This is a genomic window from Vibrio sp. M250220 (assembly GCF_036533795.1).
GTDB lineage: Bacteria > Pseudomonadota > Gammaproteobacteria > Enterobacterales > Vibrionaceae > Vibrio.
Window position 1 is genome coordinate 1 of sequence record NZ_JATABI010000027.1, and the last position, 22232, is coordinate 22232.

Sequence of the window (22232 nt, forward strand, 5' to 3'; positions counted from 1 at the left end):
AATCAATGAAGAAATCATACGCCGATATGTAAGACATCAAGAGAAGCAAGAGCGAGTAGAGCAGCACCAGTTGGCGTTGGATTAAACAAAGGCCCCCTTTTAGGGGGCTCACACAAAGCCACCTTCTTTAGAAGGTGGTAATTTACTTTAATGTTTCGACCATCAGATTTCTTGATGTTTATGAACCAAACCGAAGTCAGCCAATACGGCGTAGGCGGCGGGGATCATAAACAACACTAGAAGTGTGGAGGCAAAAATACCAAAGACGATAGAGATCACTAGTGGTTGAATCACTTGCGCCTGCAAGCTGGTTTCAGTGAGCAGTGGTAGCAAACCCGCAGCCGTAGTCATCGACGTTAAGAAAACCGCGCGGAACCTCTCTCTGCTCGCTTTTACAACCGAGTTATGGACATTGTCTCCTTCATCCACATGGTGACGGATATACTGCACCAGCAGGATAGAGTCATTGACCACTATCCCCGCCAAAGAAACAAATCCCATCATACTTGGCATGCTGAGTGAGTGACCAAGCAGAATATGTCCCCATACTACACCGATAAAAGCGAGTGGAATGGCGAGCATAACCACAAACGGTTCTAAGTAGCTGCGGAACTGATAGCTCAAGATGGTGAATACACCGAACAGTCCGAGCAAGAAGCCTTTCGCCATCGAAGAACTGGTTTCTGCGGTGTCTTTTGCTTCCCCTTCAAAATCAAAGCGTAGCCCCGGATACTTAGCCATTAACTTAGGCGCTTCATCTTTCTGGAACTGATTGATGATAGCGGTTGAGTTGACTTTGGTATTGTCTGTGTCACCAAAAACACTGATGGTTCTTAATCCGTCAATGCGCTGTATGCGTACATAGTTTCTCTGGAAATCGAGCGTCGCGATGGTTGCCAAGGGAATTTGGCTACCGTCAGCGACAATGATCGGGAAGTTAGCTAACTGTTGCAGATCGCCCGCTTGAACCTTATTTAATCGCACCTCAACGGAGATGTTTTCGACGCCAACCTGAATCTCATCGGCCGTTTGACCAAAGAAAGCGGCTCTCAGTTGGTTGGCGATAAGCTGACCATTGACTCCGTAGGTTTCAGCGCCCGGTCTTAGTTTGACGAGCACCTCTTCCTTGCCCATGCGCATGTCATCGAGTACGCCGTGAACGCCATCAAACTCTTTTAAGTACTGCTGAATATCAATCGAGGCCGCTTTTAAGGCGTTAAGATCATCATGTTTGGCGCGGATTTCAATGGCTCGTCCTCCTGGTCCCATAGTGGGTTGTTTAAATACCAGAGAGATAGGATCGGCGAGCTCTCCAATATCTTTTCTCCATGCGGCAATAAACTCATCGATGACTGTGTTGCGGCTTTCTGCCCCGAGCAAGTCAAGCCTGACGGTCGCGATATGAGGGCCAGACTCGTTGGCGTCCGCGTTGGCGTTAAACTGACTGGTAATATGCTCGATCAGCGGTGTGCCATTTTCGACAGTTTCACTCCACTCTTTATCAAGCTTACGAGCGGAAGCGACGATTTTATCGACCACAGCTTCGGTCTGGGAGAGAGACGAGCCGGGAGGTAAAATGATACGAGCTTCAGCGATATCGCCATCTAATTCTGGAAATGGTTGGAATTTAAGTAGTCCACCAGCAATGGTGGCTATTGAAATCAGAAGTAACGCGACGATACTACCGAGGAAGGCGTAGCGGTATTCGACCACTTTTTCGACACCATAGACTAGGGTGGTGTTACGGAAGTTCTCAAACTTATCGAGGAGCGTTTGTTTGAACTTAGCAGGTGGTTGATCGTTTTTTTCTCGGTGTAACGAATGGGATAAGTGGTTAGGCAGGATTAAAAATGCTTCCACCAAGCTTAACGTTAGAACCAAAATGAGCACTTGCGGAACGGCTTTCAGAACCGCCCCCATCTCTCCTTCGAGAAACAACAGACTGCCAAAGATACACACAGTGGTTAGGAACGAAGAGATAACGCCGGGCAGAACCTTTTTCACCCCTTTTATCACTGCGTCATCCACCTCTTCACCACGATCTAGGTGTGATGCGATAGACTCGGCGATCACGATTGCATCATCCATCATGATGCCTATTGCCATCAGAAGACCCACCAGCGACATGATGTTGATTGACAGTCCGAGTTGTGCCATTAAGAACAGACCGCCAAGAAACGCGACTGGCAAACCGGCGGCAACCCAAAATGAGTAACGAAGAGTGAAGAACAACCACATGGTAGCAAACACCAAGACAATACCTTGCCAGCCGTTGCGTACCATCATAGTTAAGCGATCCCAGAGTACGGATGAGAGATCATTGGTCAGCTCAAGTTTGACACCCATGGGCGCAATCGCCTGTTGTTCTTCCACAAACTGGGTGACACGCTCTTTGATACGCAGCGCATCATCTTCTTTGTTTTTACTGACTTTAAGCAGTGCAGAAGGATGGCCATCGAATAGCACTTTTTGCTCGTCCAGTTCGAAGCGATCAGTGATGGTTGCGATGTCTCTAAGACGTATGAGCGATCCATTGGGGCCTGAGCCGACAACAATGCTTTCCATTTCTTGTGGAGTGATGCGTCGCTCATCAAAACGGATCAGGAAGTTTTTGTCGGGAGTTTCAACGTTTCCGCTTGGTAGCTTGATATTCTGACGACCAATCTGATCAGCGATATCGCCAACACTGAGACCCAATTGACGCATCGCTTGCCCATCAAGCTCGACTCTAAACTGGTGATCCGAAAAGCCTGCTACATCGACCAACGAAACATCATAATCGAGCTTTAACGTTCGTTTAAGCTGTTCGGCATACGCTTTTAGCTCAGGCCAAGTGGTATCGGCAGTAATCGCGACATCAACGACAGGCTCGTTCCAGTCTAGTTCTTGAACGACAGGGGACTCAATCTGTTGAGGGAAGTCATTGATAGAGTTAATTTGAGTCTGAACATCAACCAGCATCCGACCAATATCGGCTTTCTCATTGAGCTTGAGGATCAGGCGCGCTGAACCTTCAACGGCTTCACATTGGGTCTCTTCAATATTGGCTAATCCATCGACGGCATCTTCCATTCTTACACAGATGCTCTCCTCGACTTCTTGAGGAGATGCACCCGGGTAGACGACGCCGGCCATAATATAGGGTGGATCAAACTCGGGGAAAGTCTCCCTTTTGATGTTGGGTAATGAGGTAAGGCCGAGTACTAATAGGGCGAGCATCATCAGGTTGGCGGCTGTCGGATGCTTGGCAAAGAATCGGATCATTGCGTTGACTCCTGATCGCTATTGTTCGCTGTTTTAAGCAGCATCCCTTCAATGGCAGGAAGAAGATCATTAACAATCAGTTGATCCCCTTGGCTAAAATTACCATCGATGACTACTTGGTTGTCTCGGCGATACAGTACTTCGACAGCATGGATTTCCAACTGGTTTTCCTGATTCATCAGATAGATTTTGTCACCGTGCAAAGCGCGTTCAGGGATGACCCAACTTGGATTGGCCTGACCTTCAATGACCGCTCGGACAAACATACCGTTGACCAGTGGCGGTGCGGACGTCGGGTTGAGGTTGCGGTAGTCTTGCTCGATTTCTAGAATCACGCCCGCTGTTGCCTGATTTGGGTCAACCGTTTCACTGATACGGGCAACTTTGGCAGGCCATGTTGCCTTCAAGCTTCCGCTACTTAGTTCGATATAGGCATCAATGAAGGTCATGTCAGGCTGAGGAATTCCATTCGCATCACGGCCAAACTCTCCAAGACTAGATGCAAGGGTCTGCATGTCGTGAATCGATAACTGCGCTTCAACTTCCATCACGCCCATACCATGTGCGGTGACCATCGTTTGCTGGAGGTTCACAACTTGATTTTGCTCGACATCGACTGAGGCAATTCGCAGATCATACGGAAGAGTAATAATGGTTTTCTCAAGGGAACGCTGTGCTTCATCAACTTTCGATGCATTGACTTTAACTAAGGCTTGCGCGACACGTTTTTCATCTGGCATCAGTCCAATTTGGTTTTCGATGTCCAGAACCAGTTTGCGTTGTGATAACGCACTTTGCTCTTGTTGATCGACATCTGACTGAGACGTCAGCCCTTTAGTGCGCAGATTCTGTTTCCGTTGTAACTCTTTGTTCGCAATCTCAAGTCGGTTACGTTCGATCTTTAAGGTTTGTTTAAGGTTATCTTCTTCTTGATTCAGCTTAGCTAAAGAGGTTTGAGCAGATTTGAGATCAGCCTGAGCTTGAACCAGTTTTAGTTCATAATCGAGTGGGTCGATACGCAGGATTTCTGTTCCGGCTTGAAGAACCTGCCCTTTTTCAAGTCTCGGATGGCGGAAGACGATTTTACCTGTGACCTCGGCGATCGCTTTCCACTCTAATTTAGGGGCAATTTTACCAAACCCGATAGCCTGCGGAGCCATTGACTTGAGTTCTAACGTTGCGGTTTCGACTAAACGGGCGCGATCGCCAGCGGGTTTAACGGGCAGATCAGGTTTCATTTTTACCGCGATAATCAGGGTGATCACGCCAACAGCGAGTGCGGGGAAGAACAGTAGTTTCTTGTTAATTTTCATTGATGTTAATCCTGCTGGTGGTTGGATTGCAGAAATCCGTGAGTCATGAGTTTGATGTTGTGTTCGAGCAGTCGGTCTAAGAAGGCTTCATTCAGTTCAATGCCATGAATCGCGAGCAAAGCAGGCGGTGCAATAAATGGAAAGACCATCAGACTGATGTAGGAGACTTTACACAGTTTCGGGTCAGCATCTGGCCTGAGGATTTTGCCCTCAACGAGTTTCGTAAACATAACCTGTTGCATTGGTTGGCTGATATCGAGAAAAACCTTCTCCAATAATTTGCGTTGTGTTTCACTTGCGTCCATGTGCATGACTTGAGCGACTAAGCGCGGGAATTGCGGCACCTTGACCATCTCACGATAGTAAGTCCGCATGAGATCGAGAAAGTTCTTCTGAGAACTCTCTTTTAATAGCACCTGCATTTGTCGTCGCATTGGCTCCAAGGTTTCACGCAACATGGTTTCAAATAATCCTTCTTTGTTACCGAAGTAATAGCGGATCATGGCAACATTGACGCCTGCGCGATTGGCGATAAGTCGAGTCGATACCTTATCGTAAGCCATGACAGTAAACAGCTCTCTGGCTTGATGGATCAGCTGTTGTCGAGCATCGATACTGTCACTGGGACGTCCTGCTTTACGTGGCTTAGTCGTCACACCAAAATCTCTTATATTAAACAGACGATTAATTATAGTGTGGCTATGATTTGTTCGACACGACAAAAATTAATCAATATTTAAACAAGTGATTAATTTGTGACGTATCGCGTAAGTGGATATGCTAGAAAAGAAAATGCCCGTACAGTGGGCAACTGCACGGGCTAAAAAGGGCAACAATTCATATTGTTTGTTTGGAGATTGTTGGTCCATATCCTTATTTAAACTGTTATAAAGAGTGTTCGGTCTTTGGAATTTCTTTATATCAGTGTAACCAATGACGTTTAAAGTAACACTTTTGTCACGATTGGTTAAACAGTAAAAACGCAAAGATAAATTCCAAATATGAAATCTTCGGGCTACAGATTTGTCCCCGACGTCGAGTTTTCTTGTATGGTCGACGCGTACCTTTCTGCTAATTGATCGACACTGATAGGGCGTTCAATTAAATAGCCTTGCAGCACATCACATCCGTATTCGATCAAAATCTTTCTCTGGGCTTCCGTTTCGACCCCTTCAGCAACGACACGCATTTCCGCAGACTTGGCAATCGCAAGGATCGCTTTAACGAGCGAGTCACTCTGCTCCGAACTCAGCATCTTGTCGACGAAGACTCGATCAATTTTGAGCTCGTCGAGTGGTAGGTTGCTCAGATAACTTAACGATGAATAGCCTGTACCAAAATCATCTAGTGATATAGTGAACCCAAGTTCCTTCAGTTTGCTAATGACAGGTGCGACTTTAGGGAGATCGCTAATAAGCACATTTTCGGTGATTTCTAATGTCACTCGATGATTAGGCAACTGGTGCCTATCGGTTGCCGCCAGCAAGTTGGGAATAAGCTGTTCGTTCATCAACTGCATCGGTGAGATGTTGATTGAAAGAACCAAATCAAATTGAGGAGAAGGGAACAGTTGGCTAAACTCCTCGCACGCCTTATTAATTACAAAGTCGCCTAACTGATGTATCAGACCAATCTCTTCTGCCAGAGAAATAAACTCCAGTGGAGAGACATGGCCAAGTTGAGTATTGCTCCAGCGTAGCAAGCTTTCAACTCCGTACAGTTTACCGCTGTCTGCACAAATCTGTGGCTGATAAACCACGGAAAGCTCACCGCGCTCAACCGCACCGCGTAATTCGCGTTCGAGTAGGAAGTCATACTGAACTTGTTTGTTAATACTGCTATCGAAAAACAGTACATCACCTTTTTGGCGAGCCTTCGACTTGTAGAGCACGATATCAGCTTTGGAAATGAGTTCTTCGGGTTCATCACCATCGGAAGGGTACATAGAGACACCGATAGAGCAACTGGTAAATAGCACCTTGCCATCGATGACAAATTGCTGCTTAAAGACTTGCTTAATACTATCAACTTTTGCTTCGGTTTCAGCGAGATTAGTTAAGCCGGAGAAACAGAAGATAAACTCATCGCCACCGAAACGCGCTACAAAATCGTTGGGCCCAAGAAATGCCTCAAACTTCTTACCGATTTCACTGAGCAGACGGTCTCCTGCTGAGTGGCCATATAAATCGTTCACTTTCTTAAAGTCATCAAGGTCTACAAACATCACCGCTAACTGACAACATGCTTGCTCCGATTGCTTGATGCCTTCTCTAATACGTTGATGTAATTGGGAACGGTTGGGTAGGCCAGTGAGTTCATCATGGGAAGCAATGTACTCCAATTGATCCTTGGTGGACTGCAAATGCTCGAAGTCGTTGTTGATTCGTTTTTCAAATCGCTTAAAGCGTTTGGCGATGAGACGGCTTAAAGCAATGGAGAAAAGAGCCACGATGGCGGTTGTGCTTAGCCCAATGACTAACAGCTGCTGTAAGGTGCTGCGTTGTTCAAGTTTAGCTTGCTGCTCGACAGAGGCCAGATAGCGCATATTGATTTCATCATACACACCGGCGCCGATTGTCCATTGCCAGCTTTCATCTTGAACGACGTAACTGGTTTTAGAGTAATCTGAGATATCTTCAGGTCCAAAGGTGGCTTTGTAGTGTACAAATTCTCTATTGGCGTCCATGAGGGCTGAAGCGCCTTGTAAAGATTCGGAACTGTCGAGGTTATACGCATTCTTGCCAATCAAGTCAGACTCAATGTGCGAAAGAATCGTCCCGTCATTTTCGATGACGAACACATAGCCAAATTGATCAAATCTAAGATTTATCAACCAGTGAAGAACCCTTTTCTTGATATCATTTTCTACATCGACGACATAGTCGCCCGTACCGATAAACCAGTCATAGGGTTCGAAGTACTTACCAAAGCCAACTTTTTCAAACTCTTTATTTTTGTTATCTGGCTTAACAAACCACCAGCGATAGAATGCTTCGCCATGCTTTTTCACCTCTTCTCCCATCTCGCGGACGATGTAGCTGCCGCGAACATCTTTAAAATCCCACAAAGAGGTGCCTTCGACACGAGGAAGTAGGGGATGCATGATGCTCAAACCATCGGTTTTGTAGATAAAGAAGTAACCACGACCGTTATTGAAACGTATATCGCGGAGGGCATCGGTAATGAGTTTGGTGACTTCAGCCTCGGGCAAAGATTTGTTGCTTTCGTATAGGCGTGTCGCGATGTTGTGAGCTTGATATATCTGCTCTTTTATCGTGCTTTCTAATTCGGCTTCTGTTTGAGTGCGTGCGTAGCGGATTTGCTGCTCAACATATTCGACTCGGCTGGTTAGGGTTGCCAGTTGCTGTTGTTGATGTTCTTGGCGTAATGCGCGTAATTGCTCTTCTGAGTTTAGAATGACGTCTCTTGCGGTAAGGATTATCCAGAATAGAGTGAAGACAGCAACGATGGAAGCTGGAGCATAAGTAATTAAGTTCAGCAGTTTTTTATCCGTAAGCTTGGTCATGTAATACCGTAAGTTGCCTAAAAATAAGAACTTAGATTATAGCAATCGTTTAATGAAATGTTAAAGATATCAGTGTTAATTGTTCTAAATCTTAACAATTTGAGATCTCACTGTATGTATTGAATTGCATTACGAATTAGGATGTTAAGATTAAAATTGCATAATTATGCATTTGTGCGGAGAGGTAGCTGACTGTTAGTCACTTGAGTTGAGCTATATTTCATAGTGTAGCGGAGTAATGTGACAGCTTGACGCATACTTGGTTGATATCGTGCATAAGGAGAGCCGATTGATAAAGCGCAGCTTAGTCTGGTTATTGATCTTCAGTCCAACATTGACATGGGTCGGATTCTCATTTTATGAATCGACTTGGTGGATTGAAAACATTGTCGCGTTTCCGGCGGTCTTTCTATTGATCTACTGGGGACTCGCGTTGGCCTTGATATTGAAGAAGTGTTGGGCGCAGGGTGTCGTGTCTGTTTTGTTATCGGGTGTGTTCTTGCTCCTCGCCCCAAACTCTCAGCACACTTTAGTCACCAACTGCGTTAATCCGATCACTGTGAGTCAGTTTAATCTTTACTACGGCAACAGAAACATCAATCAATTTATAAACCGCCTGTTATCGAATCCCACTGATTTAGTCGTGCTGCAAGAGGTTGCGCCTGAGATAGGTGAAAAACTCAAGACACTCGATGATGTGTATCCCTATTACTACGGCGGACAAGAGGGAATTGGTTACCCTTCTAGCCAGATGATTTTAAGTCGAGCGCCACTGCGAGACGTCTCCGTGTACATGACGCCAGATCAGCAAGCCATCATCCACGGTGTGTGGATGCCAAATAAGCATAGTGCGGTGACCTTTATTGCTGCACATCCTCCTTCACCAAGGACTAAAGAGCTCTGGTATCGACGTAATGCCTTGATAAGGACGATAGAGTCTATCATTGAACTTTATCCGAGCGATGAAATGCTGGTGGTTGGAGATTTCAACCTATCCGCGGTCAGTCTGAGGTTTGGTCAGATTTTGCCAAGTTTTCAAACGGTGCCAGTGGCGAGTTGGCCTAATTGGGCTCAAGAGGTTGCGACCCCCGATTTTTCAATGATTGCGATTGATCACTTATGGTTAAAGTCATCCTTGGAAGGAAGGCGGATATGTGAACGACGAAGTATCAATCATCCAAACGGCTCTGACCATAAAATGGTGATCACTAAGATTGGGTTTCTTTAATGGCGCTAGCCGGACGAAACAGATTCAACTGTTACTATGGTTGAACTTGCAGTAGGCAGTCTGTAGAATCGCCGCTCCTTAACACTCTATCCGTTTGAGGGTTTATGAACAGTGCACAAGTTGCGGCGTCATATTCTAAAGCGATTGTTTCACCTATGCGTGAAGTGATGATGCGAGAATTTTTGGCGTTAGCAAAAATGGCGTCGGCAATTGCCTTACCATTTTTGCTGTTGTCTCTGGTTTGGATTTAACTCAGAGCAATACGACACAAGGATGTGTGCTTTCTAGCCTTCCTGACATCATCCTCTTTCTGCACCTGTCATCCTTACTCTGGCTTTAACGCCATGACTTTATCGATATCCTCTGCGCTATGGCGTTCGAGCACCTGTTCCCACTCTTCACCAAATGGTCGGTTCACAATACGTCCTCGCTGTACGGCTTGACGAGACTCAATCTGTTTTGCCCAACGGACCACATGGGTGTAGCTCTTTACCTGTAAGAACTCAGCTGCGTTATACAATTTGCCTAGTACTAGGTTTCCATACCATGGCCAGATCGCCATATCCGCAATCGTGTACTCTTCACCAGCGACAAAGGTGTTGTTTGCCAACTGCTTGTCCAGTACGTCTAACTGACGTTTGGCTTCCATCGCAAAGCGGTTAATCGGGTATTCTTGCTTCTCATCGGCATACGCGTAGAAGTGGCCAAAGCCTCCACCCAAGAATGGTGCGGAACCTTGAGCCCAGAACAACCAGTTGAAGGTTTGGGTACGGGCAGGCCCACTTTGTGGTAAGAACTTACCAAATTTTTCTGCTAAGTGAACCAAAATTGACGCCGATTCAAACACGTTCTCAGGTGTTTCGCCTGAATTGTCGACCAACGCAGGTATCTTAGAGTTCGGGTTTACGGCAACGAATCCTGAAGAGAACTGATCGGAATCCCCAATTTTAATTAGGTGCGCATCATACTCCGCCTCCTTAATACCAAGGGCGAGTAACTCTTCCAATAAAATGGTGACTTTTTGGCCATTCGGAGTGCCTAAAGAGTAGAGCTGAAGGGGATGTTCGCCAACAGGTAGATCCCTTTCAAATCGAGCCCCTGCTTCTGGGCGATTAATATTTGCCCATTGGTTGCCTGAGCTAGGTTCGTTCTTCCAAACTTTAGGTGGTACGTATTGAGTTGTCATTGTCGTTCCTTATTCGGATTGCGTTCAATACTATTATTGGGTCACTTTGGGCGATAAAAACCCTAAGTAACAAACTGCCTATAGAACGCTTAGTTATTGAAAATTGGTAAAGGGTATAAGGGCGAGGTGCCGTGTTCGACAAGATGGTCGGCGAAGAAGTAGCGAGTAAACCAATGATGAAAAATGCTTACTCGCTGTCGAGATTACTGCTGTTTTAAATTGGCTAGGGCATCATGCAATGATGGCAGGATCTGGTGGCCAAGGGCGATCACATCCTCACTAGGTTCAAGCAGATCTGGGATTTGATAGGTATTCATTCGCGCTGCCACTGCACTACGTACACCATTGTTTGAGTCTTCAAACGCGAGACACTTAGTCGGGTCTACTCCCAAACGGGTTGCGGCGAGTAGGTAAATCTCTGGATCAGGTTTGCCATGTGACACTTCACAACCACAAGTCAGGCTATCAAAATACTTATCGAGACCTGCCAGTTTAAGCTTAAAAGTGGCGACATCCTTATGTGTTGAAGTGGCGACAGCCGTTGGAATCTTGTGGCTTTTTAGCCACTCCAGTAGCTCTATAACGCCATCTTTGACAGGTATTGCCTGATGCTTGACGATAGCGTTGTAGTTGACTCGCCACTCATCGTGTACGGTTTGGTAGTGCTCCCCATAAGCGTGACGAAAGATCTTCTCAATCGTTGCAGAGTTACAACCAATAATCGATCGGTAAACCTCTTCATGGAAAGGTTGATGCGTTGTGGCGCAGGCCTGTTTGAAGACGCGCATACAGACACGTTCAGTGTCGAGTAGAAGGCCATCCATATCGAAGATAGCGGCTTGATAATTCATGTGACAACTTATTAAACATGGAAGTAACTGCGTTGATTCTGGCACAATTAGCCAAGTGAGTAAAAGAGCATATCAATGATATCTCGACAATTTTAATCGTCTTCGCTGGGGCGATTTGTTTTGTAAATGGCTAGAGGTGGTTGGTTAATCTGCCCTTATCGGTGACAAACAATGCTAAGTTTGCGTACTTTTCGAATGTGAACAACAGTTCGTTTGAGAAGTTAATTTGTCCGCCATTATTTAGTACACTGGCAACACAACAATCTATAACAGAGAGATAGAGTCATGAGCAATAAAGTCGCCTTCATCGGATTAGGAGTGATGGGCTATCCAATGGCGGGTTATCTTAGCAAAGCGGGAAACGAGACTAAGGTGTATAACCGCACACCGGCTAAGGCAGAGCGTTGGGCTCAAGAGTATCAAGGAACAGCGTGTGCAACACCGAGAGAAGCCGCGCAAGATTGCGATGTGGTTTTTGTCTGTGTTGGTAACGATGATGACGTGCGCAGCGTTGTTTACGGTGAAGATGGTGTCTTGGCAGGACTAAAACCAGGAGCAGTATTGGTTGACCATACGACGACGTCGGCAGAGTTGGCGATTGAGTTGGCAGATGCGGCGAATGAGAATGGAAATGCCTTTATTGACGCCCCTGTTTCTGGTGGACAAGCAGGCGCAGAAAATGGCGTGTTGACCATCATGTGCGGTGGTGATCAGAGTGTATTCGATGCCGTATCTCCCGTGATGGATGCCTATGCGAAACAAGTCAGCTTGTTTGGTGAAAACGGGCAGGGTCAACGCTGTAAGATGGTTAACCAGATTTGTGTGGGTGCGGTATTGCAAGGCCTCAGCGAAGCCATTTTGCTTGCGCAGAAAACGGGTCTTGATGTTGAAAAAGTCGTTGATACTTTAAAGCATGGTGCCGCAGGATCATGGCAAATGGAGAATCGCGCGGTCACTATGGCTAACGATCAGTTTGATTTCGGCTTCGCCATCGATTGGATGCGTAAAGATCTTGGATTCTGTCTTAAAGAAGCAAAACGAGTTGGTATCGAGTTGCCTCTGACTAAAGATATTGACCAACGATACGCTCAACTGCAAAAAGATGGCTATGGCCGTATGGATACCTCTGTATTGATTAAAGCGCTAGGCAAAAATCAGTAAAAAATAAACAGCTCTTTGGTGTCAAACAGTCTAAAAAAATCGAAGCTTTTCATGGTTCACCCCTCATTGTTCCTACAGAGCTAAGCCAATAAAGAGGTGCTATATGCACCTCTTTTCCTATTTGGTTTCATCAATAAATTTAGTGTAGGTTTTGCAGGATTGCCAAATTTTATCTTCAGGAAATAGCGCGGATTGGAAAAGACAGTTGAGGACGGTTGGTTTGGATTCGAAACAGCAAAGAGGGCTCACCACAGTGAGCCCTCTTTGGCATGATGTTTTAGTGTTCGATCACTACGTTTAGATCAAAGGGCAGCGTTGGTTTGAACAACGAGTTTACCGAAGTTTTTTCCTTCCAGCAGGCCGATAAAGGCTTGTGGTGCGTTTTCTAGACCTTCAACCAGATGCTCTCGGTAGTGAATTTTGCCTTCAGCTAGCCATTGCCCCATGTCTGCTGCAAATTCGCCATAGCGGTGAGCGTAGTCGTCAAAAATGATAAAGCCTTGCATTTTAATGCGTTTGATCAGCAGTTGAGCCATTAGCATTGACATGCGGTCCGGCCCAGCAGGCAATTCAGTCGCGTTGTACTGAGAAATTAATCCACATAGAGGAACACGAGCGCTGGTATTTAGTAGAGGCATTACTGCATCAAAAACTGTGCCGCCAACGTTCTCGAAATAGATATCAATACCCTTATCACACACCTTTGCTAGCTGCTCGGCGAAATCGTCGGCCTTATGATCAATACATTCATCAAAGCCTAACTGTTCTTTTGCGTAACGGCATTTTTCTTCACCACCAGCGACACCGATAACTCGACAGCCCTTTAACTTACCAATCTGGCCAACCATAGAGCCCACTGCGCCAGTCGCAGCCGCAACGACTAGAGTTTCTCCCGCTTTAGGCTGACCAATGTCTAGCAGCCCCATGTAAGCGGTGAAGCCTGGCATGCCCATAACGCCTAACGCATAAGATGGATGAGAAGGTGCTTTACCCATCTTAATGAGACCTTCTCCATTTGAAATGCCGTAGTCCTGCCAACCGGTAAAGGCGAGAACCCATTCACCGACTTCAAAGTCAGGGTGGTTGGATTGCTCTACCTGACAAACGCTACCGCCAACCATCACTTCACCCAAAGCGACAGGATCGGCGTAAGATTTAGCATCGCTCATACGTCCACGCATGTAGGGATCAAGAGAAAGGTAAACACTGCGAAGTAGCATTTCTCCTTGGGCGGGTGTTGGTTTATCGACATTCTCAAGACGGAAGTTACTGTCGACCGGAGCACCTACCGGTCTTGAAGCGAGGACAATGCGGCGATTCGTTGAATTAGTCATGGGTAGTTCCTTATTATTAGACCAGTCGTCTAGTTGGTGTTTCAAAAAATCCCGTCGTGTAAAGTGGCGGGTATTATTAGTTGTTTAAAAGTTGTTGAGTCGCAATGTAGCAAGATTCCAGATTGCGGCCGTCTTGATGCAATTTGTTCAATAAACTTGCCCCAAGCCATTGCTGATAGAGCTGACGTGCCATTTGATCCGCATCACGACAGTGAATTGAGCCATCTTCAATACCAGATTGAATGCATTTGGCCAGCAACTGAACTATCTTTTCTGCACCGGACGCCAATTTCGACCTCATAGGCTCTGATAAATCCGCTACTTCAGCACTTAGCTTTACCACCAAACACTTATTGGCGTTACACATCCCGTTGTCGATATCTAACCAGCGCGAAAAATAATCTAGCAGGCGTTCGCGGCCTGTTGTCTTGTCATTCGACAATAAGTCACCGACTCGTGTCAGATAAGTTTTGAAATACTCTTCAATAAGCGCTTCTCCAAACTGTTCTTTTGATTTGAAGTAGTGATAGAAAGAACCTTTAGGTACATCTGCACTTTTAAGCAATTCAGATAGGCCAACCGCAGTAAAGCCTTTAGCCACGACCAATTGGTAGCCGACTTCGAGTATGTGTTGACGAGTGTCTTGGGTTTTAGCGTTCATGGCGCTACTATAATTTAAATTAGACCAGTCGTCTAGTTTTTGTTTTTCGCGACATGACCATGGACTCGCTAAGAGAATGATCGAACGAACAGGCGGAACCTAGATTAACTTAATGAGAAGACACAGGCTACCGTTGGTAGCCTGCGTTAAGCCACTTAAACGAGCTCGTAACTGATTTCGAAAAGGGTGTCTGTATTAGGGTAAATCTCCCTAATCAGTGCTTTGAGTTTTGGTAGTTCAATCGACTCCTGCTCGGCATGGAACTCGTTGATATCATCAAAGTGGAGGGGGTTAACCGACAGTATCTTAATGTTGCAGACTTTTTGGTCAGTTTCTAAGGTGTACACCTCCACTTCCGTTCCTGGAACATAATGGGACTCAGACTCATCACGGATGGTAATGGTCTTTTTTCCCGCCGTGATCAACGGAGTCAGAAACTCAAAAAAGGTAATTTTAGTTGGTGCGTTCATCAATTATCCTTTTGTTGGCGTTTGTGTTTTGGCACATAGTTTAAGATAGAAATCGGCACTGGCTTACGAGGCTCAAAACCTTCAATTTCACGGCGCTCAATCAAGTGACCTAAACGAGATTCGATCATGCAAAGGTTCTTGAAGTTATCTTTCGAGACAAATGAAATCGCTTCGCCTTGCGCATCCGCACGACCTGTACGACCAATGCGATGAACATACTCGTCTGCTGGGAATGGCAGGTCATAGTTAATGACTCTCGATAGCCCTTCAATATCAATACCGCGAGCGCCGACGCCTGTCGCAATCATGTATTTAATTTTGCCTGCTTTGAAGTCAGCGAGTAGTTGTGAACGCACCGCCTGACTTCGGCCACTGTGAAACGCTTCAGCAATGATGCCGCGCTTTTCAAGCTGCGACGCCAGCTTGGCTGCGCCATGTTTAGTTTCGATAAAAATCAGCGCCTGATCCCAGTCATTCTCATTGATCAGATGACTCAGCAGCGCTGATTTTCTGTCTTTGTCTACCGTTATCAGCCATTGCTCAATGTTTTTCTTTGATGCTTGGTTGGCCGCAATAGAGATTTCATACGGGTCATGAACCGCGGTTTTAGCCAGATCGCGCACCTTGTTTGACAGGGTCGCCGAAAACAGAAGATGCTGAATATCGGTAGGCAAACGATCGAGAATCTTGTTGAGGTCTTCAATGAAGCCCATGTCGAGCATTCGGTCTGCTTCATCGAGTACCAGCACTTCGACTTCATCGAAATGCACTGCGCGTTTGCCATACATATCAATTAGGCGGCCTGGTGTTGCAACCAGAATATCGACACCATCGATTAATGCTTGTTTCTGGCTACTCTCATCGACGCCACCGTACATAGCGAGAGAGGTGAGAGACAGATTCTTACTATAATCTTGTACCTTTTGCTCAACTTGCATTGCAAGCTCACGGGTAGGAGCAAGGATGAGAGCGCGAATGCGTTTCTTACGCTGGGTTTGCCCTTGACTGAGCTTTTGTAAAATTGGCAGAACAAAGCTGGCGGTTTTACCGGTTCCCGTCTGTGCCGCAGCGATAAGGTCATCACCACGTAAGATCACTGGAATCGCTTGTTGTTGAATTGTAGTTGGCTTGCTGTAGCCAAGTTGAGAAATCACGTCGGTGATCGGTTGGCTCAGGCCAAGTTTGGAGAATGGCATGGTTACACTCAGGTTTTTTATCGTAGTGGGCGTTTACCCCATAATTGACGCTGAGTGTAGCATGAAGTGAGTTATTTTGATTAGCTTTGTTTCTCTCGCTTTACCGCTTCTAAGCAAGGATTTCAGTGGTTATCTCTGTTTTGACTGAATTCGCGATGAAGCAGTGTTGATGAGCAAGGTGATGGAGTTTTTGCAACTGCTCAAACGTTGGTTGCTTGTCTCCAACGAAAATGATGTTGGGCCGCAGAATCACTTGTGTCACGGAGCTTCTTCCTTGAGAGTCTTCTTCCATATAACCAACAGCGTGATCGATGTACTGATCGATCACGTAGCGCTGTTTGGCGGCTATGCCAAGGAAAGTTAGCATGTGACAGCTGGAGATCGCAGCGATATACGCCTCTTCAGGATCAACATTTTCCGCCACTGAAAAGGGTAGGGGGACAACATGTGGTGAAGACGAGGCGGGAACAACGACTCCGCCATCAAACTCCCAAGTGTGGCCACGGCTGTATTGATTGTCGTTAAAGGGCTCTTGCTCGCCACGTTGCCATTTAACCGTAGCAGTGTAATCAGACATATTTGAACATTCCTTGTAGGCTGGCTTTAAGACATTGTCTTACACTGATTAGGTTGAGGTCTGAACCCTTAGATAACAAAAGCCTGACTAGACTCACAGCATTGACGGTTTCTAGTCCGCGCAGTGAGTCCTGTCTGCGAGCTAAAACTCGGCCGGTGCTGAAAAGGTTAGTCTCTCTTTGCTATAAGGGTGGTCAAACACCAACCGCTCTGCGTGTAGATGTAAGCGATCTGCTTTCTCACCATACAATCCATCACCGACCATAGGCAGGTTTAGTCCGAGATGGTGTGCACAGTGAACCCTAAGTTGGTGCGTGCGTCCAGTTTTCGGATAGAGGTAGAGCTTGCTTCGTCCGTCAGTGGTGTTCATTTTTTCCCAGTAAGTTTCAGCGGGTTTGCCATGCTCAAAACAGACCAATTGGCGAGGGCGGTCAACGGGATCTCCTCGCATTGGTAGAGTAATCTGGCCGCTCTCTTGGTCAACACTACCCTCGAGCAAAGCGACATAGCGCTTGTGTACGCTGCGGGAGATAAACTGTTTCTGGAGGCTTTTGTTGGCGCGTTTAGTGAGTGCAAAAACCAGCAATCCCGATGTGGCCATATCCAATCGATGGATGACAAATGGTCCTTCTGCGTCGGGATAACGCATTTGTAAGCGTGTATAGGCAGAGTCTGAGATGGTCTTGCCTGGCACTGATAGTAGGCCCGAAGGTTTGTTTACGACGACTAATGCTTCGTCTTCGTATAAGATTTCCAACTCTTTGTCTTGTGCCCAGCTCTCTTCCAGTGGGTTGTCGTCAACCAGCAAGCCTTGCAACATGTGGCCTAATATTGGCTGGCACTTGCTATTGCATGATGGATAGAACTTTGCGTGCTGTCGAATTTCCGATTTTGGAGAGACTCCCCACCAGAATTCCGCCAGCGCTAATGGTTTAAAGTTGTGCTTAAAGGCGTAATGTAACAACTTTGGTGCCGCACATTCGCCTGCTCCTGCGGGAGGAGTCGGGCTCGTCGTCGGTGCAAAGATCGCAGATAGAGACTGTTGTTGTCCATGTGCATTAAGAAAACGGTATTGATTGAACAGTTTATTTTGCAGGGTATTGGACAACTGTTTTCTCTGTTGCTTGAGCTGTTCTAGTGACGTCTGCAAGACATCAAGCTCTGCTGTGATCGCCGCGATTCTTTCTTCCCACTCTAACTTGAGGTATTTGAGTTTGTTTTTTTCAGCGACACTCTCTTTGCCTAACTCTACTAACAGCGCATCGAGCTCCGCTTTACTTAATGTTTGTTCGCCGCGTTCGCGTTGCATTTTACGTGCTGCTCGGCCAGCAATAATGGCTTGACGCTGCTGATGTTCTTCGCTCTGATAGTCTTGCTGCAATTGACTTAACGTCTGTTTAAGCTCTGTAAGGCGGGGGTTGGATTGCTGCTGGGTAACCACACTATTGATCTCAGTTATATTAGCCAGATCTGAACGAAAGAAACTTTCCTCTGCCAGCATATCAAACACCGGTGGTACAAAGCCTGGTAGTAGGTTTTGGTCTGCGATCTTGCCAGAAAAAGCAGAGAGATAACCAATTTCACCTTGAGGAGACTTAACCAGTAGAACGCCAAACATTTTACCTGTTCCTGCTGCATCACCGTCGATGCTAAAGTTGTGTTGCCATTGCTTCTGGGTCGTCAAGTGTTGTTGCAGTTGCTCAGCCGCTAACACGCACAATGGGTGCGGTTGATAATAAAACGGAAAGGTAAATTTCTCTGGTAGTGAATAATGTGCGATATCAGTGGAGAAACGGGTAAATAGATCTTGAGGGTGGTGCATTAGGGTATTCACTACAGGTAAAAACAACTGGCGTGATTTTACCTGTTTGTGTCTGGAATGCTAGCGCAGTGAGAGGCTAGCGGATGTAATTGATATTCGCACTGACGTACCAATGTTGCACTGTACCGTCGGGTCTTTCGATCCAAACGTCATTATCAAGGAACTTAACTCGACCATTGATCGAGAGCGATAATTTGTTGTCATCAACCTTAGTCACAGTAATAAATGGGTCAGATGTGATCAAAAAAGGTTCTGAGTCTGAGATGATGGCTGATTGATCGATGAGGAAGAAGTGGTTCAACTTACCTGCTTGAGGATCGGTTGATATCGCTTTGTGACCGACCAATTTGTAGCCACCACCAATTGATTGATTAAGGATTTCGTTGCCGAGACGAACATGGGTAGGAATGAACACCCCAGTGAGTTTGTCGCGGTGGCGGAGACACACTCATTTACGGCGGCGGCAAACAAACTGGCGACTTCAGTTGCGCAGGTCAGCCGTCGCATTTCTACTCTAGAGGAACGTTTGGCCGTTAAGCTATTTAACAGGACGACTCGCAAAGTCACCCTCACCGAAGCTGGACATGTTTACTTCCAGCAATGCAAGCATTTTGTTGAGGGGTTAGAATTGGCTGAACTGGCGGTCACTCAGATGCAGTCAACGCCGAAGGGATTATTAAAAGTGACCGCCCCAGTCACCTTCGGTGAGCAAAATTTAGCGCCTTTGTTGCATCAGTTTCTGGAACAGTACCCACAGGTCGATCTGGAGCTTATGTTGACCAACCAGAAGCTGGATCTTATTGAGATGGGCTTTGATGTGGCGATTCGCCTTGGTCGTTTACAAGATTCGAGTTTGATCGCAAAACGTCTCTCAAGTCGGCAGTTATACGTTTGTGCTAGCCCGAGCTACCTAGACAGGTATGGAGAGCCTTATACATTATCTGAGTTAGCTCGCCATCAGTGCCTTGTGGGGTCAGTCGACTACTGGCGCTTTAGGGATGCAAAGAGCGAAAAATCAATACGCGTTACAGGCCGAATTCACTGCAATTCAGCCCAGCTAGATCATCGGCAGGGTTGAGGCGACGAGCAGTGTAGCCATCGCGATATTAAAACTTCGAATACGAAGTGTACTGGTTAGCCAACGTTGTAGCTCACGTCCCGCCAGTATCCAAAAAGTACCAGAGGGAAAGTTCACGATTAAAAAGGTACTTGATATGATCATTAGCTCAAACCAACTTCCACCATTGCTATACAAGGTGACGGAACTGAGAGCCATTGACCAGCCTTTGGGGTTGACCCACTGAAAGCTTGCTGCGGCAAGAAAGCTCATTGGTCTAAAGTCATCAACTGTTGAGGCTCTACCACTTAACGCAATCTTAAGCGCCAAATAAGCCAGATAGGCCAAGCTGACGTATTTTAGTACGACATGCGCTGTTGGATAAGCTTCAAATACCTTGGTCAAGCCTAGGCCAACAAGCAATACCATAAACGCAAAGCCAACTGCTATCCCACACATGTGCGGAAGCGTGCGCATATAACCCACATTGGCTCCAGAAGTCATCAACATGATGTTATTGGGGCCTGGAGTAAAGGTCGAGACAAAAGCAAATAAAATGAGAGCACTAAGTTGTTCAAATTCCATGAGAGTTCCTAATTGCAAAGTGATCGCAACAAAGTTGCGTGATGAGCTTCTCTTGACCGGTCAATGGCTATATTAGGTGGAAAAGTGAGCAATTTTGTGTTTTTATTCGAATCTAATTGGTTATTTTCACAATAAAGAGATGAAATGGATCGTTTTGACGAAAGGATATTGCACGAGCTCAAGTTAGACGGAAGAATCTCCAATGTTGAACTCGCTGAGCGTATTGGTTTATCGCCATCAGCGACGCTGCGACGGGTCCAGGAGTTGGAGAAGCAGCGAGTCATCAAAGGTTACCGTGTGATTCTGGATAACAGCCGCCTTGGTATCGGATTTATTGCTTATGTTTCAATCGGCTTAGCCAGCCACAGAAAACAGGCTCAGCAAGAGTTTGAACAGCATGTGCGTTTTGTCGATGAAGTGGTGGAATGCCACAACATTACGGGGGCAAACGAGTATTTACTCCGTGTAGAAACCAAGGATTTACCAAGTTATAAAAAGTTTCACGCCGATGTATTAGGTGAGTGTAGGCACGTTCAGTCGATTACCACCATGGTAGTGATGGACTCGCCTAAAGACAAACGTTAGCAATCAGTTTCATCTCGATAGGGCAGGTCTTCTTTGGCATGCCCTGTCACATTACTTCCATTATTTCGCCACTTAACCGTCATGGTTCAGCCATCAAAGCGTCACGCTGGCACATTAATTTATCTCGCATTAACCCATTCGAGCATCAAGCTCATTGAAAACTAAAAGGTAACGTAAGATGAAATTAGCAGTGGCAGCGTCTGCAGTATGTGCAGCATTGGTATCAGGATCTTCATTGGCAGCGACCGTGTACAAGGCAGAGGGTACCGAATTTCAAGTCGGTGGCCGTGTTGAGTTTAGAGGTGACTTTATCGGTACCTCAAAGGGGGCTGAAATTCAGGGCACGATGGATGACAGTACCCGTGCTCGTCTGAATTTAAAAGGGAAGTCTGAAATAGCCCAAGGCATGACAGCATTTGGCGTGTACGAAGCAGAGCAAGACACAGGTAAAGACGAATTTGAAAACCGCTATATGTACGCAGGAGTCGATTTTGATGGTCATGCCTTATCGTTCGGTCGTCAAGATATGGCGTCTGTCATTGTCTCTGATCTAACGGACATCACGGAATTCTCTGGGATCCAGCAAGTCAATAATTCATCAAGCGACAAGCAGGACAGTGTGGTTGCGTATCGCGGAGCATTTGAATCTTTCAAACTACAGGCGACCTACCAAGCCAATAGTGAAGAAGACACTGATGGCTATGGTATTTCCGGGATCTATTCTGCGCCGTTTGGGTTGGATATTGGTTTGGCATTTTCGGCCGCAGATCTAGGTAAAGGGCTAGGCAGCCAATCACAAGTACTTGGTGGTCTCGGTTATACGCTCGACAATCTTTATCTTGGTGCCACTTACTCTATTGGTGATCTTGATGATAAAGCGACAGGGACGGACGACAAAGAGTTCACCGCCTTAGAAGTGGTGGCTCAATACAAGTTTACCAAGCAGCTTTCCGCTGCGTTGCTTTATACCAATCAGGAGAACAAGCAAGCAAATGGCAGTAAATATGATGATACTGATGGTGTAGAGCTGGTCGGTTATTACAAATTCAACAGTAATTTCCGTACCTATGTTTCTTACTACTCTAATGGCGTAACGTCGACGGATACGAACGCCGACGGATTCAAGGATACGGGTGAAGATACCTTACGCCTTGGTGTTCGCTACGATTTTTAATCGCAGAATTGCCTGAAGATTCTGTGGTAATGGCCAAGCTCAGCTTGGCCTTTTTTGGCTAAGTATCCTAGTTTAATACAACTTTTAAAGTCATCTGAATGCATATGCTCTATAGTCGGTTTGCATATAGTGGCGTCTGAACCTAGAGTATTGGTCAGGACATACTGCTGCCGAAAAAGCACCTCACTCCAGTCAGACACTATTACTTGAAATGCTTTAAGTCCCTTTTTAGCCAACGCGAGC

The 22232-nt window shown here is 46.1% G+C and carries 19 protein-coding genes and 2 pseudogenes; 7 read left to right on the forward strand and 14 right to left on the reverse strand.

The window, feature by feature from the left end:
* Positions 1-85, forward strand: a pseudogene (locus QTN94_RS10775) (IS200/IS605 family transposase); the annotation flags it as partial.
* A 77-nt stretch (positions 86-162) separates the two neighbouring features.
* Here QTN94_RS10775 and QTN94_RS10780 read toward each other — a convergent pair.
* From QTN94_RS10780 to QTN94_RS10795, 4 genes are all read right to left on the reverse strand, one after another.
* Entirely contained in the window at positions 163-3264 is a 3102-nt protein-coding gene (locus QTN94_RS10780; protein ID WP_331427643.1) for an efflux RND transporter permease subunit, read from the reverse strand.
* Entirely contained in the window at positions 3261-4577 is a 1317-nt protein-coding gene (locus QTN94_RS10785; RefSeq protein ID WP_331427644.1) for an efflux RND transporter periplasmic adaptor subunit, read from the reverse strand. Before QTN94_RS10785 ends, QTN94_RS10780 begins: the two co-directional genes overlap by 4 nt.
* Before the next feature lie 5 nt (positions 4578-4582).
* Positions 4583-5233 (reverse strand): TetR/AcrR family transcriptional regulator, encoded by a 651-nt coding sequence (locus tag QTN94_RS10790; RefSeq protein WP_331417813.1) that lies wholly within the window; start codon positions 5231-5233, stop codon positions 4583-4585.
* Positions 5234-5592: 359 nt separating this feature from the next.
* A complete protein-coding gene (locus QTN94_RS10795) occupies positions 5593-8103 on the reverse strand; it encodes a bifunctional diguanylate cyclase/phosphodiesterase (protein ID WP_331427645.1) in 2511 nt (836 codons plus the stop codon).
* A 292-nt stretch (positions 8104-8395) separates the two neighbouring features.
* On the opposite strand from QTN94_RS10795, the gene QTN94_RS10800 reads away from it, so the two are divergent.
* The gene (locus tag QTN94_RS10800; RefSeq protein ID WP_138971123.1) at positions 8396-9331 is read left to right on the forward strand and encodes an endonuclease/exonuclease/phosphatase family protein; all 936 of its coding nucleotides are present in this window, start codon (positions 8396-8398) and stop codon (positions 9329-9331) included.
* Positions 9332-9435: 104 nt separating this feature from the next.
* Positions 9436-9582, forward strand: coding sequence for a hypothetical protein (locus QTN94_RS10805; protein ID WP_331417811.1), 147 nt, complete (start codon positions 9436-9438; stop codon positions 9580-9582).
* Positions 9583-9656: 74 nt separating this feature from the next.
* Here QTN94_RS10805 and yghU read toward each other — a convergent pair whose 3' ends face one another.
* Entirely contained in the window at positions 9657-10517 is an 861-nt protein-coding gene (gene yghU, locus QTN94_RS10810; RefSeq protein WP_331427646.1) for a glutathione-dependent disulfide-bond oxidoreductase, read from the reverse strand.
* Positions 10518-10720: 203 nt separating this feature from the next.
* Positions 10721-11368 (reverse strand): HAD family hydrolase, encoded by a 648-nt coding sequence (locus tag QTN94_RS10815; protein WP_331427647.1) that lies wholly within the window; start codon positions 11366-11368, stop codon positions 10721-10723.
* A 285-nt stretch (positions 11369-11653) separates the two neighbouring features.
* Here QTN94_RS10815 and QTN94_RS10820 point away from each other — a divergent pair, with 285 nt between their 5' ends.
* Complete coding sequence (locus QTN94_RS10820; RefSeq protein ID WP_331427648.1) at positions 11654-12529, forward strand: NAD(P)-dependent oxidoreductase; 876 nt, start codon at positions 11654-11656, stop codon at positions 12527-12529.
* A 302-nt stretch (positions 12530-12831) separates the two neighbouring features.
* Here the strand turns inward: QTN94_RS10820 and QTN94_RS10825 are convergent, their stop codons facing one another.
* From QTN94_RS10825 to QTN94_RS10855, 7 genes are all read right to left on the reverse strand, one after another.
* A complete protein-coding gene (locus tag QTN94_RS10825) occupies positions 12832-13863 on the reverse strand; it encodes an NADP-dependent oxidoreductase (protein WP_331427649.1) in 1032 nt (343 codons plus the stop codon).
* A 76-nt stretch (positions 13864-13939) separates the two neighbouring features.
* On the reverse strand, positions 13940-14524 hold the full coding sequence (locus tag QTN94_RS10830; protein WP_331427650.1) for a TetR/AcrR family transcriptional regulator: 585 nt from the start codon (positions 14522-14524) through the stop codon (positions 13940-13942).
* 155 nt (positions 14525-14679) lie between these two features.
* Complete coding sequence (gene yqfB, locus QTN94_RS10835) at positions 14680-14997, reverse strand: N(4)-acetylcytidine aminohydrolase (protein ID WP_138971104.1); 318 nt, start codon at positions 14995-14997, stop codon at positions 14680-14682.
* Entirely contained in the window at positions 14994-16190 is a 1197-nt protein-coding gene (locus QTN94_RS10840) for a DEAD/DEAH box helicase (protein ID WP_331427651.1), read from the reverse strand. Before QTN94_RS10840 ends, yqfB begins: the two co-directional genes overlap by 4 nt.
* Positions 16191-16299: 109 nt before the next feature.
* Positions 16300-16767, reverse strand: a complete 468-nt coding sequence (locus tag QTN94_RS10845; RefSeq protein WP_331417805.1) for an OsmC family protein — start codon at positions 16765-16767, stop codon at positions 16300-16302.
* Positions 16768-16908: 141 nt separating this feature from the next.
* Positions 16909-18588: an RluA family pseudouridine synthase gene (locus tag QTN94_RS10850; RefSeq protein WP_331427652.1), complete on the reverse strand. Its 1680-nt coding sequence runs from the start codon at positions 18586-18588 to the stop codon at positions 16909-16911.
* Positions 18589-18664: 76 nt separating this feature from the next.
* Entirely contained in the window at positions 18665-19003 is a 339-nt protein-coding gene (locus tag QTN94_RS10855; protein WP_331427653.1) for a hypothetical protein, read from the reverse strand.
* Here QTN94_RS10855 and QTN94_RS10860 point away from each other — a divergent pair.
* Positions 18986-19639, forward strand: a pseudogene (locus tag QTN94_RS10860) (LysR family transcriptional regulator); the annotation flags it as partial. The gene QTN94_RS10855 and the pseudogene QTN94_RS10860 sit on opposite strands and share 18 nt — an antisense overlap.
* Before the next feature lie 6 nt (positions 19640-19645).
* Here the strand turns inward: QTN94_RS10860 and QTN94_RS10865 are convergent.
* The gene (locus QTN94_RS10865; protein WP_331427654.1) at positions 19646-20230 is read right to left on the reverse strand and encodes a LysE family translocator; all 585 of its coding nucleotides are present in this window, start codon (positions 20228-20230) and stop codon (positions 19646-19648) included.
* Positions 20231-20374: 144 nt separating this feature from the next.
* On the opposite strand from QTN94_RS10865, the gene QTN94_RS10870 reads away from it, so the two are divergent.
* Both QTN94_RS10870 and QTN94_RS10875 read left to right on the forward strand, forming a co-directional pair.
* Positions 20375-20815, forward strand: coding sequence for an Lrp/AsnC family transcriptional regulator (locus QTN94_RS10870; RefSeq protein ID WP_138971112.1), 441 nt, complete (start codon positions 20375-20377; stop codon positions 20813-20815).
* Between the two features lie 178 nt (positions 20816-20993).
* Entirely contained in the window at positions 20994-21989 is a 996-nt protein-coding gene (locus QTN94_RS10875) for a porin (RefSeq protein WP_138971113.1), read from the forward strand.
* The last annotated feature ends 243 nt before the right edge of the window (positions 21990-22232 follow it).